Origin of the sequence: Pseudomonas sp. YuFO8, from assembly GCF_035065025.1 — a bacterium.
Lineage (GTDB): Bacteria > Pseudomonadota > Gammaproteobacteria > Pseudomonadales > Pseudomonadaceae > Aquipseudomonas > Aquipseudomonas putida_AE.
On record NZ_JAXDEQ010000008.1, the window covers coordinates 16,763 to 32,185 of the forward strand.

Consider the following 15,423-nt stretch of genomic DNA (forward strand, 5'->3'; position numbering starts at 1 on the left):
ATGTTCGAATATTTTCCTTTAACCGCCCTTCGATCAGTTTTTTCAATCGAATGCGACTGGCTGTGGGCGTCTTTATGGGCTAAGATTTTCGCAAATGAACATTAATGTTCGAATTCAAATACAGAAAATCAAAGAATTCCGAGGCCTTAGCCGATGCCCACTACTACTTTGCCTACGCCGCCTCTCGCCGAGGTCTACGATATCGCCGTCATCGGTGGCGGCATCAATGGCGTAGGGATCGCGGCAGATGCCGCCGGTCGCGGCCTTTCGGTGTTCCTTTGCGAAAAGGATGATCTGGCCAGCCACACCTCGTCGGCCAGCAGCAAGCTGATCCACGGCGGCCTGCGCTACCTCGAACATTACGAATTCCGCCTGGTTCGCGAAGCGCTGGCCGAGCGCGAAGTGCTGCTGGCCAAGGCCCCGCACATCGTCAAGCCGATGCGCTTCGTGTTGCCCCATCGCCCGCACCTGCGCCCGGCCTGGATGATCCGCGCAGGCCTGTTCCTTTATGACAACCTGGGCAAACGGGAAAAACTGGCGGGTTCGAAAAGCCTGAAGTTCGGCCCGGACAGTGCGCTGAAAAGCGAAATCACCAAAGGTTTCGAATACTCCGACTGCTGGGTCGACGATGCGCGTCTGGTGGTACTGAACGCCATGGCAGCCCGGGAAAACGGCGCCCACGTCCACACCCAGACCCGTTGCGTCAGCGCGCGCCGCACCAAAGGCCTGTGGCACCTGCACCTGGAACGCGCCGATGGCAGCCTGTTTTCGATCCGCGCCAAGGCGCTGGTGAACGCGGCCGGCCCCTGGGTCGCCAAGTTCATTCGTGACGACCTGAAAATGGAATCGCCGTATGGCATCCGCCTGATCCAGGGCAGTCACCTGATCGTGCCGAAACTGTACGAAGGCGATCACGCGCACATCCTGCAAAACGAAGATCAGCGCATCGTCTTCACCATTCCGTACCTCAATCACTTCACCCTGATCGGCACCACCGACCGTGAGTACACCGGCGATCCGGCCAAAGTGGCGATCACCGAGGCGGAAACCGAGTACCTGCTGCAAGTGGTCAACGCCCACTTCAAGAAGCAGATCAGCCGCGACGATGTCGTGCACAGCTATTCCGGCGTTCGTCCGCTGTGCAACGACGAGTCCGACAACCCGTCGGCCGTCACCCGCGACTACACCCTGGCGCTGTCGGGCAGCGGCGAGGAAGCGCCCCTGCTGTCGGTGTTCGGCGGCAAGCTGACCACTTACCGCAAGCTGGCCGAATCGGCGCTGGCGCAACTGGCGCCACACTTCCCGCAGATCAAGCCAGGCTGGACCGCCACCGCCACCCTGCCGGGCGGCGAAGACATGAGCACACCGCAGGCACTGAGCTCGCTGATCCGCGACAAGTATGACTGGATCCCCAGCGAAATCTCGCGCCGCTGGGCCACCACCTACGGTAGTCGCACCTGGCGCATGCTCGAAGGCGTACAAAACCTCAATGACATGGGCGAACACATTGGCGGCGGTCTCTACACCCGTGAGGTCGATTACCTGTGCAGCGAAGAGTGGGCGACCAGCGCCCACGACATTCTGTGGCGTCGCAGCAAACTCGGTTTGTTCACCACCCCTGAGCAACAACAGAGGCTCGCGGATTACCTGAGCAAGGTCGAGCAGAACCGCAGCAAGATCGAAGCGGCCTGATTTCCCCTCCTTTGTAGAGCCCGGCTTGCCGGCGAAGGCGTCCTCAAGACTTGCGCCAGTCTGTCGGGCGCCTTCGCCGGCAAGCCGGGCTCCTACACATGCGCGTTCGGCTTTCCGAACGCGACTTGGTGGTCGATTCGGTAAACCGGATATCTTCTGCCCCACAATGCCCTCCATAAATATTTAATCTCCTTATAAATCAACAAAATATGTCCTACTGCCTGGCCTGGCACGAGTCATGCTCTACACTCTTGGACGAATGCCTGTTGCGCCAACACTTCAGGAGCCGTCAGGCATTCGAAGCACAAAAGGGCCGAACAACTGGCTCCATAAAAAAAACAATGTCGAGGAAAATTTGATGCGCATCGTTCCCCATATCCTGGGCGCAGCCATTGCTGCCGCTCTGATCAGCACGCCAGTTTTCGCCGCCGAACTCACCGGCACCCTGAAGAAGATCAAAGAGTCCGGTGTCATCACCCTCGGGCATCGTGACGCTTCCATTCCTTTCTCCTACATCGCGGACGCCTCCGGCAAACCGGTCGGCTACTCCCACGACATCCAGCTGAAAGTCGTCGAAGCCCTGAAAAAAGACCTGGACCTGCCGAACCTGCAGGTCAAGTACAACCTGGTCACCTCGCAAACCCGTATCCCGCTGGTGCAGAACGGCACCGTGGACCTGGAATGCGGTTCGACCACCAACAACGTCGAGCGCCAGCAACAAGTCGACTTCTCCGTCGGCATCTTCGAAATCGGTACTCGCCTGCTGTCGAAGGCAGATTCCAAGTACAAGGATTTCCCGGACCTGGCCGGCAAGAACGTCGTGACCACCGCCGGCACCACGTCCGAGCGCATCCTCAAGGCGATGAACGCCGACAAGCAGATGGGCATGAACGTAATCTCCGCCAAAGACCATGGCGAATCGTTCCAGATGCTGGAAACCGGCCGTGCCGTGGCCTTCATGATGGACGACGCCCTGCTGGCCGGTGAAGCGGCCAAGGCCAAGAAGGCCAGTGACTGGGCCGTGACCGGCACTCCACAGTCCTACGAAATCTACGGCTGCATGGTGCGCAAAGGCGACGAGCCGTTCAAAAAGGCCGTGGATGACGCCATCAAGGCCACCTACGCGTCGGGCGAGATCAACAAGATCTACGAAAAATGGTTCATGCAGCCAATTCCGCCAAAGAACCTGAACCTGAACTTCCCGATGAGCGACGAGCTCAAGGCCCTGATCGCCAATCCGACCGATAAAGCGGCTGACGACAAGAAATCCTGATTTCTGACTAACCTTATCTCCTGGGAGGGCCCTGGCCCTTTCAGGAGGTGGTCACTTCCTGCTGGCATTTTTGGGAAACACTCGAACCGGTGGCTGTCGAGCCGGGAGCGTGTGCCTGATCGTAAAGATCAGGCGGGAACGGAGCTTCCCCCAAGCGGGTACCTGTACATCGATCGATCTGAGGGGAGACCCTAATGAATTACAACTGGGACTGGAGCGTGTTCTTCAAGTCCACCGGCGTGGGCAGCGAGACGTATCTCGACTGGTACGTGTCCGGTCTGGCCTGGACCATCGGCATCGCCATCGCGGCCTGGATCATTGCCCTGACACTGGGTTCGATCCTGGGTGTCATGCGTACCGTGCCGAACCGCATCGTATCGGGCATCGCCACCTGCTACGTCGAACTCTTTCGTAACGTGCCGCTGCTGGTTCAGCTGTTCATCTGGTACTTCCTGGTACCCGACCTGCTGCCAGCCGACCTGCAGGAGTGGTACAAGCAGGACTTGAATCCGACCACCTCGGCTTTCCTCAGCGTCGTCGTGTGCCTGGGCCTGTTCACCACCGCCCGGGTTTGCGAACAGGTGCGCACCGGTATCCAGGCGCTGCCCCGCGGCCAGGAATCCGCTGCCCGCGCCATGGGCTTCAAGTTGCCGCAGATCTACTGGAACGTGCTGCTGCCCCAGGCCTACCGAATCATCATTCCGCCGCTCACCTCGGAATTTTTGAACGTCTTCAAGAACACCTCCGTGGCCTCGCTGATCGGTCTGATGGAGCTGCTCGCGCAGACCAAACAGACCGCCGAGTTCTCCGCGAACCTGTTCGAAGCCTTCACCCTGGCCACGCTGATCTACTTCACCCTGAACATGAGCCTGATGTTGCTGATGCGCCTGGTCGAGAAGAAAGTCGCCGTGCCTGGCCTGATTTCCGTAGGGGGTAAATGATGGAATTCGACTTCTCGGGCATCGTCCCGGCCATTCCCGGCCTGTGGAACGGCATGGTCATGACCCTCAAGCTGATGGTCATGGGCGTGGTCGGCGGGATCATCCTCGGCACCATCCTGGCGTTGATGCGCCTGTCCCACAGCAAACTGCTGTCGAACATTGCCGGTGCCTACGTCAACTATTTCCGCTCGATCCCGTTGCTGCTGGTGATTACCTGGTTCTACCTGGCGGTGCCGTTCGTGCTGCGCTGGATCACCGGCGAAGACACCCCGATCGGTGCGTTCACCTCCTGCATCGTGGCGTTCATGATGTTCGAAGCGGCGTACTTCTGCGAAATCGTCCGCGCCGGTGTGCAGTCGATTCCCAAGGGGCAGATGGGTGCCGCCCAGGCACTGGGCATGAGCTATGGCCAGATGATGCGCCTGATCATCCTGCCGCAGGCGTTCCGCAAGATGACCCCGCTGTTGCTGCAGCAGAGCATCATCCTGTTCCAGGACACCTCGCTGGTGTACGCCGTCGGCCTGGTGGATTTCCTCAATGCTTCGCGCGCCAGTGGCGACATCATTGGCCGCTCCAATGAGTTCCTGATCTTCGCAGGTCTCGTGTACTTCATCATCAGCTTTGCCGCCTCGCAGCTGGTCAAGCGTCTGCAAAAAAGGTTCGCCGTATGATCTCTATCAAAAACATCAACAAGTGGTATGGGGACTTCCAGGTGCTGACTGATTGCAGCACCGAGGTCAAGAAAGGCGAAGTGATCGTGGTGTGCGGGCCGTCCGGTTCCGGCAAATCGACCCTGATCAAATGCGTCAATGCCCTGGAACCGTTCCAGAAAGGCGACATCGTGGTCGACGGTACGTCCATCGCCGACCCGAAGACCAACCTGCCGAAACTGCGTTCGCGGGTGGGCATGGTGTTCCAGCATTTCGAATTGTTCCCGCACCTGACCATCACTGAAAACCTGACCATCGCGCAGATCAAGGTGTTGGGCCGCAGCAAGGAAGAGGCCACCAAGAAAGGCCTGCAACTGCTCGAACGTGTCGGCCTCTCAGCGCATGCCCACAAGCACCCGGGCCAACTGTCCGGCGGTCAGCAGCAGCGCGTGGCGATTGCCCGTGCGCTGGCGATGGACCCGATCGTCATGCTGTTCGACGAACCGACCTCGGCGCTGGACCCGGAAATGGTCAACGAAGTGCTGGACGTGATGGTGCAACTGGCCCACGAAGGCATGACCATGATGTGCGTGACCCACGAAATGGGCTTCGCCCGCAAAGTGGCCGACCGCGTGATCTTCATGGACCAGGGCAAGATCATCGAAGACTGCAAGAAAGAGGAGTTCTTCGGCGACATCAGCCACCGTGCCGAGCGTACGCAGCACTTCCTCAACAAGATTCTGCAACACTAAGAAAACACCGCTCCCACATTGGGTCAGCGGTGATTTCAAGATTTGTGTTGTGGTTGACCCAAGGCATCTGTGATGAAATGCGACCCCACTCTCTATCGCGCCACGTCGCCATCACTCGCCGTGAAACCCCGCCTGATTCGCCATCTGTTCCTGCCGCCGCTGATCATCGCGCTGATGATCGGACTGGGTTATATCGGCTTCTGGACCAGTGAACACTATGGGATCCGCAGCCTCGGCGAAAACGGCCAGCGCCAGCTGGAACTGCACGCCCGCGCCGTCGAAAGCGAGATCAGCAAGTACACCTACCTGCCCAGCCTGCTGGAACTCGAAACCAGTGTTTCCAGGCTGCTGGCCGACCCGACGCCGGAACACCGGCAGACCGTCAACGATTACCTCGAAGGCCTGAACCGGCGCAGCCGCAGCCGGGCCATCTACGTGATGGACACCACCGGCCGTGTCATGGCCACCAGCAACTGGCGCGATGTCGACAGTTACCTGGGCGAAGACCTGTCCTTCCGTGCCTATTTCCAGAACGCCGTGCGCGGCCAGCCCGGACGCTTCTATGGCATCGGCAGCACCAACGGCGAACCCGGTTACTACCTGGCCCATGGCTTGGAAGAACACGGCAAGATCATTGGCGTCGCGGTGGTCAAGGTGCGCCTCGAAGCCATGGAAGAACGCTGGCAGCGCGCGCGCCTGGAAGCCTTCGTCAGCGACGAGAACGGCATCATCATTCTCTCCAGCGACCCGGCGCGACGCCTCAAGTCAGTGGTGCCGCTGAGCGAAGACACCAAGGAAAAGCTCGCCCGCAGCCTCCAGTACTACTGGTTTCCGTTGAACGAATTGCAACCGCTGGCCCGGGAAACCCTGTCCGAGGGCGTGGAAAAACTCACCTTCCCCGCCAACAGCGAACTGGTCTCCGATGATGAAAACATCAGCTACCTGTCGCAAACCCGGCCCTTGAGCGATACACCGTGGAATTTCACCCTGCTCACGCCACTCCAGGATTTGCGCAGAGAAGCGATCAACCAGGGGATTCTGGTCGCCGTGGCATTTGCCCTGGTGGCGTTCCTGCTCATTGCCTGGAACGAGCGGCGCAAGGTGATCGCCACCCGCCTGGCCGCCCGGGAAGCCTTGCAGGAAGCCAACAATCAACTGGAGCGTCGGATTACCGAACGCACCACCGACCTGCGCGCCAGCAACGAACGGCTCAAGGGTCAGATCCGCGAACGCCGCCAAGCCGAAGAGACGCTGCGCCGTGCCCAGGATGAACTGGTGCAGGCTGGAAAACTCGCCGCGATCGGGCAGATGTCCACTAGCATCGCCCACGAATTGAACCAGCCGTTGGCGGCGTTGCGCACCCTGTCCGGCAACACCGTGCGTTTTCTCGAGCGCGGTCAGCTTGACGTGGCCAGCACCAACCTCAAGACCATCAACGAATTGATCGACCGCATGGGCCGGATCACCGCCAGCCTGCGCTCCTTCGCCCGGCGCGGTGACGACAAGGGCCAGGCCTGTCTCGGCAAAGCCGTGGACGCCGCCTTGCAATTGCTCGGCGGGCGCTTGGAAAGCGCCCATCTGCAATTGCATCGGCACTTCGACGATGTGCAGGTGCGGATCGACCAGACCCGCCTCGAGCAAATCCTGGTCAACCTGATCGGCAATGCCCTGGACGCCATGCAGGCGCAACCGCAGCCGGAACTGTGGCTCGAAGGCGAAGTATTCGATGGTAAATATCGGCTGCGCGTACGGGACAATGGCCACGGCATCGATGCCGAAGCGCGCAAGCACCTGTTCGAACCGTTTTTCACCACAAAGCCCGGCGAACAAGGCCTGGGCCTCGGCCTGACACTCTCCGCGAGCCTGGCCGCCGCCACTGGCGGTCACCTGGGTGTCGAGCACCCGGCCAGCGGTGGTACCGCTTTCGTCCTCAGTTTACCGTTGGTAAGCCCCACTCCCGCTGAGCCAATATGAACAACGACCTTAGTGTATTGATCGTCGAAGACGACCCCCATGTGCTGCTCGGCTGCCAACAGGCGCTGACCCTGGAAGACATTCCCTGCATCGGTGTCGGCAGCGCCGAGGAAGCCCTGGAACGGGTTGGCGACAACTTCGCCGGCATCGTCATCAGTGACATTCGCCTCCCGGGCATCGATGGCCTGGAACTGCTGAACCGACTCAAGGCCCGCGATCGCAGCCTGCCGGTCGTGCTGATTACCGGTCACGGAGACATTTCCATGGCCGTCGGCGCCATGCAGAAAGGCGCCTACGACTTCATGGAGAAACCCTTCTCGCCCGAACGCCTGGTGGATGTCGCCCGTCGTGCCCTGGAGCAACGCAGCCTGGCACGGGAAGTCTCGTCGTTGCGCCGGCAACTGGCCGAGCGCGACTCCCTCGAAGGGCGGATCATCGGCCGCTCGCCGGCCATGCAGAACCTGCGCGAATTGATCGCCAATGTCGCCGATACTTCAGCCAACGTGCTGATCGAGGGCGAGACCGGCACCGGCAAGGAACTGGTCGCGCGCTGCCTGCACGACTTCAGTCGTCGCCACACCCGGCAATTCGTCGCGCTCAACTGCGGCGGCCTGCCGGAAAACCTCTTCGAAAGCGAGATCTTCGGCCACGAAGCCAACGCCTTCACCGGCGCCGGCAAACGGCGGATCGGCAAGATCGAACACGCCGACGGCGGCACGCTGTTCCTCGACGAAGTGGAAAGCATGCCCCTGCCCCTGCAGATCAAACTGTTGCGGGTGTTGCAGGAGCGCACCCTCGAACGTCTCGGCTCGAACCAGAGCGTGGCGGTGGACTGCCGGGTGATCGCGGCCACCAAATCCGATCTTGACCAGTCGAGCAAGGCCGGTGAATTTCGCAGCGACCTGTATTACCGCCTCAACGTGGTGACCCTGGAACTGCCGCCCCTGCGCGAGCGCCGCGAAGACATCCTGCAATTGTTCGAGTACTTTTTGCAGCAGTCGTCATTGCGCTTCGACCGCGCCGCGCCGGAACTCGACAACCAGACCCTGTCAAACCTGATGAGCCACGACTGGCCGGGCAACGTGCGCGAACTGCGCAACGTCGCCGAGCGCTTTGCCCTGGGCCTGCCGGCGTTCAAGAAACCCGGTGCGGGCGGCAGCGCCCAAGGCCTGGCCTTCGCCGAAGCGGTGGAGGCCTTCGAGCGCAACCTGCTGAGCGACGCCCTGCAACGCAGCGGCGGCAACCTGACCCAGGCCAGCCTGGAACTGGGCATGGCCAAGACCACGCTGTTCGACAAAGTGAAAAAGTACGGCCTGAGCCATTAAGCGAGACCTGTGTGGACCTGATACTCAAAGCAACCCTGGGCGCGGCGGTGGTGGTGATCCTCGCCGCCCTGGCCAAGACCCGCAACTATTACATCGCCGGGCTTGTGCCGCTGTTCCCGACCTTTGCGCTCATCGCCCATTACATCGTCGGCAAGGGCCGTTCGCTGGATGACCTGAAGACCACCATCGTGTTTGGCATGTGGTCGATCATTCCGTACTTCATCTACCTGGCGACCCTGTATGTGATGGTCGACCGCTTGCGCCTCGAGGCATCGCTGGCCGTCGCGGCCGTGGCGTGGTTGATCGCGGCGACGGCATTGGTCAGCGTCTGGGTTCGCCTGCACGGCTGATCCGGTGCGCTAAAGAAGGTTGTGGTCAGCCACAGGCTCGATCTGCGCCCAATGCGAAGTGTCCTCGCGATGCGCCCGCAGATAGGGCAACACGGCTGCCAGCAATGGCGCCTTGAACGCTTCCTGAAAACGATGCGCCAGTCCCGGTATCAACTTCAACTGGCTACCACGCAGATGCGCCGCCAGGTGCACGCCATGCATCACCGGCAACAACGGATCGGCCGTGCCATGCACCACCAGCGCCGGCACCCGTAGCTGATTGAGCAATGCCACTCGGCTCGGTTCGGCCAGGATCGCCAGGATCTGGCGCTTGGCGCCCTCGGGATTGAAGGCCCGGTCGTACGCCTGTGCCGCCTGCTGCAGCAACGCCTGGCGATCATCAGTCACCGCCGGACTGCCCAGTGCCGCCAGCAGGTCCGCCTGCTGCTCCAATGCAACTTCACGGTTGGGCGCACCCCGACGCGCCAGCAACTGCAACAGCGCCGCACTTGGCGCGGGCAAGCCTTCGGCTCCTGAAGTGCTCATGATCAGGGTCAGGCTCTCGACCCGTTGTGGCGCCATCGCTGCCATGTGCTGGGCAATCATTCCGCCCATGCTCGCGCCCAGCACGTGAAATTGCTCGATGTGCAACGCATCCATCAGCCCCAGTCCGTCGTCCGCCATATCGGTCAGGGTGTATGGCGCCGACACAGGCAAGCCGAGCTTGTAGCGCAGCACTTCGAAGGTCAGGTTGGCCTCGGCCGGCGTCTGCCGCCAGGTCGACAGGCCGACATCGCGATTGTCATAACGAATCACCCGGAAACCTTGCTGACACAGCGCGACCACCACCTCGTCGGGCCAGTGAATCAACTGCCCGCCCAGCCCCATCACCAGCAGCAGTGCCGGGTCGGACGCACGGCCAATGCTCTGGTACGCCAGGCTTACCTGGGCCAGATCAACCCGTTGGGTTGCAACATTGACGTCACAGCGAGACGCCGCCAGAGACGGCAGGCCGCACAACAGTGCGGCCAGGAAAACCATTCGTGAAAAGAACCAAGCACCCATGGAAAAACACCAAAACGCAGAACCCCAGTAGAGCGCGAGTCTGATGAAGTTTGTTCAAGCGCGCTGCCACAGTTGCGTGACAGTTTCATGAATGCCGCTCAATGGTCGATGCGATAACTATGTAGTGCCACCGGCACAGGGGATTTTTCTTAAATGGCGCTTGATCAGGAGTGGACCCGCCGCTCCTCATGGATGAGCCACGCAATCATGACCGAAAGACTCCCAACACTCGCACCCTCCTCGCCGACCGCCATCCCCGAGTTTTCAACGCTGACCAGCAATCCCCACCAGAGCCTGTTGCAAAGCGCCTTGGCGAGCTGGCAAGCCTGTCAGGAAAGCTTGCAGGCACTGTTCGCAAGCGCGCCGCTGGATGAAGGCGCGACGGCCTATTGGCAGGCCCGTGCCCCGGGTACACCGCTGTCGCGCCGTGATCGGGCCGAGCAGCTATACCGCGCTCACATTGAATCAGCGGCGCAACTGGGGTTCGCCCTGAGAACCCTGGGTGCCGAACAATTGAAACCGCTTTGGTTGATGCTGGACGCCGGGACCGAGACGGTGCATCTGGACGACCAGCCCATCCATTGCGAACAACTGGCGCTGAAGTTGAGCGACAACAGCCTCTGGAAAATCCCGGCGGCCTGGGTGATCACCGTGGGCAACCAGCAACCCGTCGCGCAATTGCTCTACCTGCCCTCTCGCCCGGTTCCCGTCCAGGCCTTCGAGGAGCGCAGCGACATGGAGCATTGGCTGTCCGCGCAACTACTTGCTCCGCCCGAGTTACCCAGCCATTACAGTTTTCAGTACACGACCACTACCGGGCCATTGACCACAGGCATCAGCGACCTGTTTGCGCCCGAACTGCAAGCCCGGCGTGCCGGAGCGTTTGCCCAGGCGCCAAGCCTTGAGAGCCTGGAGTTGACCGAAGGCTTTGGCGATGAGGATCGATCAGCGCTGTTCGATAGCCTGTCTGCCGATATTCCCCTGGCCATGCGCCTGACCTCGCTTCGCCAACAGCAGGCGGCGCTGGAAACACTGCTGGGAGAGGACAGCGCTACTGACCTTCAGCGGATATTCGAGGACACCCTCAAGGCTCTGGAAACGGCGGAACAGGCTGCCGACAGGGCCGCATCCGCCCTGCTTTACCGATCGCGCGTCCTCGACCTGACGACTTTCAACCGAGAGTCCAGCGCGCTTTATCAGGCCCACAAGGACGGGTTGCAGGCCGAGGCCAAGTTGCAAAGGTCGCTCAATCAGCTCGACAGTTCCCAGTTCGACATGCTCCAGGCCATCCTGGAACCGTCTGCGGCTGACGAAGCCGACTCCGATGTCGTGGCGGCCAGTCTGTCGTTGATCGAACACACCAGCGGCAACCAGACCCAGGCGTTGGAGGGGCCGTTTGTCATCACCCGCTCCCAGGTGCTGCTCGATCCCGCCGCGCCTCACAGCCTGCTGATTTACTGGCCCGGCATTGGCGGCGGCTTGCAACGCTTCGCCAGTCGCAGGGACCTGGAGCTGGAACTGTTCAAGATCCGCGAACAGGATCCGGAGCTGACCCTGCAGCTGACAAAAATCAGTTGCGATCCGTTGCTTTACAGCCAGGATAAACAGATCAGTCGCTTTGAAGAACAGGCCGCGCAAGTACGCCAGCGCCATGCCGACCCGGCGCAGGCGGCAGAACGCGCCGATGAACTGGAAAAGCTGCGGCGCAAAACCCTGGCCAAGCTGCAGGTCCCGGTTAACCCAGCCCGTCATCTGGCTCTGGGGCAGCGCCTGGAACAAAGCCGCAGTGCCGCCATGGCTTCGCGTCTGCCCACCTGGCTCGCGACATTGTCGGTGTCAGCCGGCGCCGAGCTGAAAAAGCTGATCGAGGCCTATATCCAGGCCATGCATCGCAGTCACGCACAACTGGAAGCAGCCCTGGCGCCCCGTGACGCATTCACCCGTCAACACCTCCAGGTGCGGTTGCGCGATGACTTCTCGATTGAAGGGGAGTTTGACATCCAGCTGGACCTGCCGGATTCGGTCAAGCTGGAAAAACAACTGGCCGACGGCGCGGCCCCAGGCACTCCGCAAAAACTGGTGGCGGTGCCCAGTGCCACGCGCAGCCGAATGTCCCTCGAGGAGCTGGCCCAGCTCAATATCGATAACACCCCGTCCATGCAGCTGGAGCCTCTTTCACTGCGACTGGCCCAGATGCGGGTGCACGTCAACGCAACGGACGAAAGCGAACGCCAGGCACTGGTGACCGGCATCACAAACACCTACCTGCGCAAGGTCCTGCCCGAGCTTGACCTTGCACAGCGCTACGAAGATCTGATCCGTAATACCTTCATGGGCTCGGCCAGCGAAACGCCCTTCGTCAGGGAGCATCGCCGCGAATGCCTGGTCGAGCCCTGGCGCCTGATGCTCAAGTTGCAGGGTCAATGCGCACACCTGCAAAACCAGATCAACCAGGACCAGCTACAGGTCCTGACCATTGCCATCGATGCCCAGACCCGTGAGGCCTGGCAAGCGAACGGCAAACGTATCGTACTGTTCCCGGCCTACCTGAGTGCCGGCGGCAAGGACACGCCAAACGAAGGCCCGACCACCCTGTCCGGCGTGACCTTCATTGAAGAGCAGGTCAGCGGGATGACCCTGCTGTATCTGCCCGACAGCCCCGACGGCCAATGCCTGCGCCGCTACGACAGCCTGGAGAGCGCTCGCCGGGCCTTGTTCAATCTGTGCCTGCGCAGCGAGATGGTCAGCTACCTGGCCGGCCGAGCCTTGAAAGGCAGCGAGGCGGCCCACGCAAGCCGCATCAACCAGGCCGTGTTGAAGCATTTCGACGCCATGATCGGCGTTGGCCTGGCGTGGCCATCGACGACTTCGCTGGCCGAACATTTGCTCAATGCCCACATGGGCCGCCTGATCGAAGCCCATCGCGACACCTCGCGCTCGCGCACCGATCTGTATCTGGAACGCTACGCACTCAGCGGTGCGAAAGCGTTCAACTACATCAAGATGGCGATAGGCCTGGTGCCCTTCGTCGGTGCGGGAGTTGCGCTTTATGATGCCTGGAGCAGTGCCAACAACGCGGTCGCTGCTCTGTCGCATGGCGAGGTGGCTGAGGGCCTGGCAGAGATAGAGTCGGTGTTGTTGTCGTTGATCGATGCCGCCATGGACATCGCCGGTACTTCGCCGGCCACCCGCTCGACCACCGTCGTCCGCTCGCTGGCGCGTGCTCGTCAGTTGATGGCGCTGGGCAAAGGCGCCACGGCATTGCGGTCGACGTCAGCACGCCACGCACGACATATCGCCCAGCGCTTCGCCGGATACGAGTATGAAAAACCGATTTCCCTGGCCGGCTTGCAACCGCTCGAGCACGGGGTCTATCGCAATGTCTACCGGCATGCCGATGGCGACTTCATCACTCGCCAGGGCCGCATCTTCCAGGTTGAACCCAGTGCGGACTCACGCGGCTTGAGACTGAGCGGCACGCGGAAAAAAACCTACCGGCAACCCATCGCGCTCGATGAAGCCGGCCAATGGGATACCTGGTTCGGCGTCTACGGGTCGACCTTCGAAGGCGGCGGGCTGGGTGGCGGCGGCGTGCTCGGGCATCTGGCCGATGCACTTGACCCGATCTGGCCTGCTGCCATTCGCGAACGCCTGCCAAGGTGGTGGGCCGATCGGGTGTTTCGTCGTCACAATGCACTGACCGACGCCGCCGACAACCTGGCGCCGCAAATCGATGCTCGGGTCTCGCGCACCAATGCGGCACTGGAAAAGTACAACAGTGTTGCCGCAGAAGCCCGTCCGGCCCTGATTCAGGAGACCGAAGCAGCCTGTATCGGCGACATCGAACTGGCCAGCGGGCATTACCAGACGCTGGTCGAGCTGGCGCCCCTGGCACATGGCAACAAACGACGCCTGCTCAGTGAAATGCAAAGTCATGACGCCCTGATAATCGCCGACAGGCAAAAGCAGAGGGTTTTCTTTGCCAACCATCGGTCTAATCCGCTCACCGACCGAATTGACGCTCTAATCGATCAACTGGACGAACTACCAGACAGTGCGCTCGCCGAACGCGTTCGGATTCTGCACGACATTCGAAAGCTACGCCTGGAAGTCATCGGCCACCTGGAACAGATTGAAACGGCAATGCGCGACCTCAACCGGTGGTACGAGCGCATTACGGTCAGAACCGAAAAGGCACAAATGACATCCGAAGTAGAGGCGTTGAACGGACGCCTCAACGAGCCCACTCTGCTTTACCTGAGAACAGCTCATCTTCTGGAGACCGTCAATCGCTTTAACACGGTACGGGATCTGTCCTGGTTCCATCTACAGACCCAAGCCGAAAGCCTGCGCATCAACGTCGACCGTGCATTGTTCACTCAATTCAGCCTGCAGGAGGTCCCTGCCACCCGAGCCCAACGCAATCAGATTTTCCAGGAATGCCTCGAGCACTACAGCCAGTTCCGTCGCGGCATGAATGCCTGGACCGCCAGCGATCCCCAGCACTTCTATCTCGACGCGGTCGCGCCCTTGCTGGAGGGTATCGAAAAAATGGCCCAACGGGCACGCAAGGGCATCGACCAACCAGCGCCAGTCGTGCCGGCCGGGCAGCGCAGCAAGAAGGTCTTCATCACCGAAGACGACCACTTGTTGATCGGGGGGGAGCGCTTGGAACCAACGACCCAGAAACGTCAATACATCCTGACCGGGAAGGGTGGCGTCGAGGAAATATGGGAACAGGGTGCAAACGGCAAGTCTCGCTTGCTCAATCCTCCCGAGCCAATCGCTCGCCCCGTGCAAAAGGACGCGGCTGCCATGATCGAAGATGCGCGTAATCGCCTGCAGTCGCAGCCGGCCTACCGGTCGAGGATTCAAGCCTATGCAGCGCAGGATATGCTCCCGGTCGATCTGGAGCACATGATGGTCAACGAGTCCAACGAACTGACGCGCCGGGCGCTCGATATCGAAGCCATTGCCCCACAGAGCCCCGTCATCGAGCAACTGCGGAACAAGGCAGTGGAATTGATTGCCACCGGACGTCGGATGCGCACCCGTCAGTCACTGCGCAGCAAAAACCCTACGGATGGAATGCTCGATGATCTGATCAGCCAAAATGCCGCAGAGATACGCAAGACCAGTGCGCTGAAAACCCTGGGCAAACGTCCTGATCGGCGAACCGATTACTTGCAGGAATACGAAATATGGGACATGACGGCAACACCTCCCACGCTGTTGTGGTATGCCCATTTCCACTATGCCAAGCCGGCCCCCGCCTTTCTCGAGTTCGAGAAAGCGCATCTTAAGTTGCCTGAACATCGTGCCTTGACCCACGCCGATAACGCCAACCTGCCTTACGCCGATATCGGCAAGAAATCAGCGGCGCTCAGACATTTCGATCAGGGCTGACAGGCCGCACGGGAGC

10 protein-coding genes are annotated in these 15,423 nt (G+C 60.8%); 9 read left to right on the forward strand and 1 reads right to left on the reverse strand.

Annotated elements, in window-relative coordinates; all coding sequences use genetic code 11:
* Window positions 1-153: 153 nt before the first annotated feature.
* The 8 genes from glpD to SOP95_RS09385 all read left to right on the forward strand — a co-directional run bounded on the left by glpD (window position 154) and on the right by SOP95_RS09385 (window position 8,957).
* On the forward strand, window positions 154-1,692 hold the full coding sequence (gene glpD, locus SOP95_RS09350) for a glycerol-3-phosphate dehydrogenase (protein WP_274074280.1): 1,539 nt from the start codon (window positions 154-156) through the stop codon (window positions 1,690-1,692).
* Between the two features lie 358 nt (window positions 1,693-2,050).
* Entirely contained in the window at window positions 2,051-2,965 is a 915-nt protein-coding gene (locus tag SOP95_RS09355) for a glutamate/aspartate ABC transporter substrate-binding protein (RefSeq protein WP_008056636.1), read from the forward strand.
* A gap of 194 nt (window positions 2,966-3,159) precedes the next feature.
* Window positions 3,160-3,906 (forward strand): amino acid ABC transporter permease, encoded by a 747-nt coding sequence (locus SOP95_RS09360; RefSeq protein WP_274074279.1) that lies wholly within the window; start codon window positions 3,160-3,162, stop codon window positions 3,904-3,906.
* Window positions 3,906-4,577 carry an amino acid ABC transporter permease gene (locus SOP95_RS09365; protein ID WP_274074278.1) on the forward strand — a complete coding sequence of 224 codons (672 nt, stop codon included), beginning with the start codon at window positions 3,906-3,908 and terminating at the stop codon, window positions 4,575-4,577. The genes SOP95_RS09360 and SOP95_RS09365 overlap by 1 nt, the downstream gene beginning before the upstream one ends.
* Window positions 4,574-5,308 (forward strand): amino acid ABC transporter ATP-binding protein, encoded by a 735-nt coding sequence (locus SOP95_RS09370; RefSeq protein WP_095197146.1) that lies wholly within the window; start codon window positions 4,574-4,576, stop codon window positions 5,306-5,308. The genes SOP95_RS09365 and SOP95_RS09370 overlap by 4 nt, the downstream gene beginning before the upstream one ends.
* A 72-nt stretch (window positions 5,309-5,380) precedes the next feature.
* The gene (locus SOP95_RS09375) at window positions 5,381-7,282 is read left to right on the forward strand and encodes a sensor histidine kinase (protein WP_274074277.1); all 1,902 of its coding nucleotides are present in this window, start codon (window positions 5,381-5,383) and stop codon (window positions 7,280-7,282) included.
* Window positions 7,279-8,607, forward strand: coding sequence for a sigma-54-dependent transcriptional regulator (locus SOP95_RS09380; RefSeq protein ID WP_274074276.1), 1,329 nt, complete (start codon window positions 7,279-7,281; stop codon window positions 8,605-8,607). Before SOP95_RS09375 ends, SOP95_RS09380 begins: the two co-directional genes overlap by 4 nt.
* A 20-nt stretch (window positions 8,608-8,627) precedes the next feature.
* Window positions 8,628-8,957 (forward strand): GlpM family protein, encoded by a 330-nt coding sequence (locus tag SOP95_RS09385; protein WP_323607005.1) that lies wholly within the window; start codon window positions 8,628-8,630, stop codon window positions 8,955-8,957.
* A 9-nt stretch (window positions 8,958-8,966) separates the two neighbouring features.
* On the opposite strand, the gene SOP95_RS09390 is transcribed toward SOP95_RS09385, so the two are convergent.
* Window positions 8,967-10,001 carry an alpha/beta fold hydrolase gene (locus tag SOP95_RS09390; RefSeq protein WP_274074275.1) on the reverse strand — a complete coding sequence of 345 codons (1,035 nt, stop codon included), beginning with the start codon at window positions 9,999-10,001 and terminating at the stop codon, window positions 8,967-8,969.
* A 207-nt stretch (window positions 10,002-10,208) separates the two neighbouring features.
* Here SOP95_RS09390 and SOP95_RS09395 point away from each other — a divergent pair, with 207 nt between their 5' ends.
* Complete coding sequence (locus SOP95_RS09395; protein WP_323606910.1) at window positions 10,209-15,407, forward strand: dermonecrotic toxin domain-containing protein; 5,199 nt, start codon at window positions 10,209-10,211, stop codon at window positions 15,405-15,407.
* Window positions 15,408-15,423: the final 16 nt, after the last annotated feature.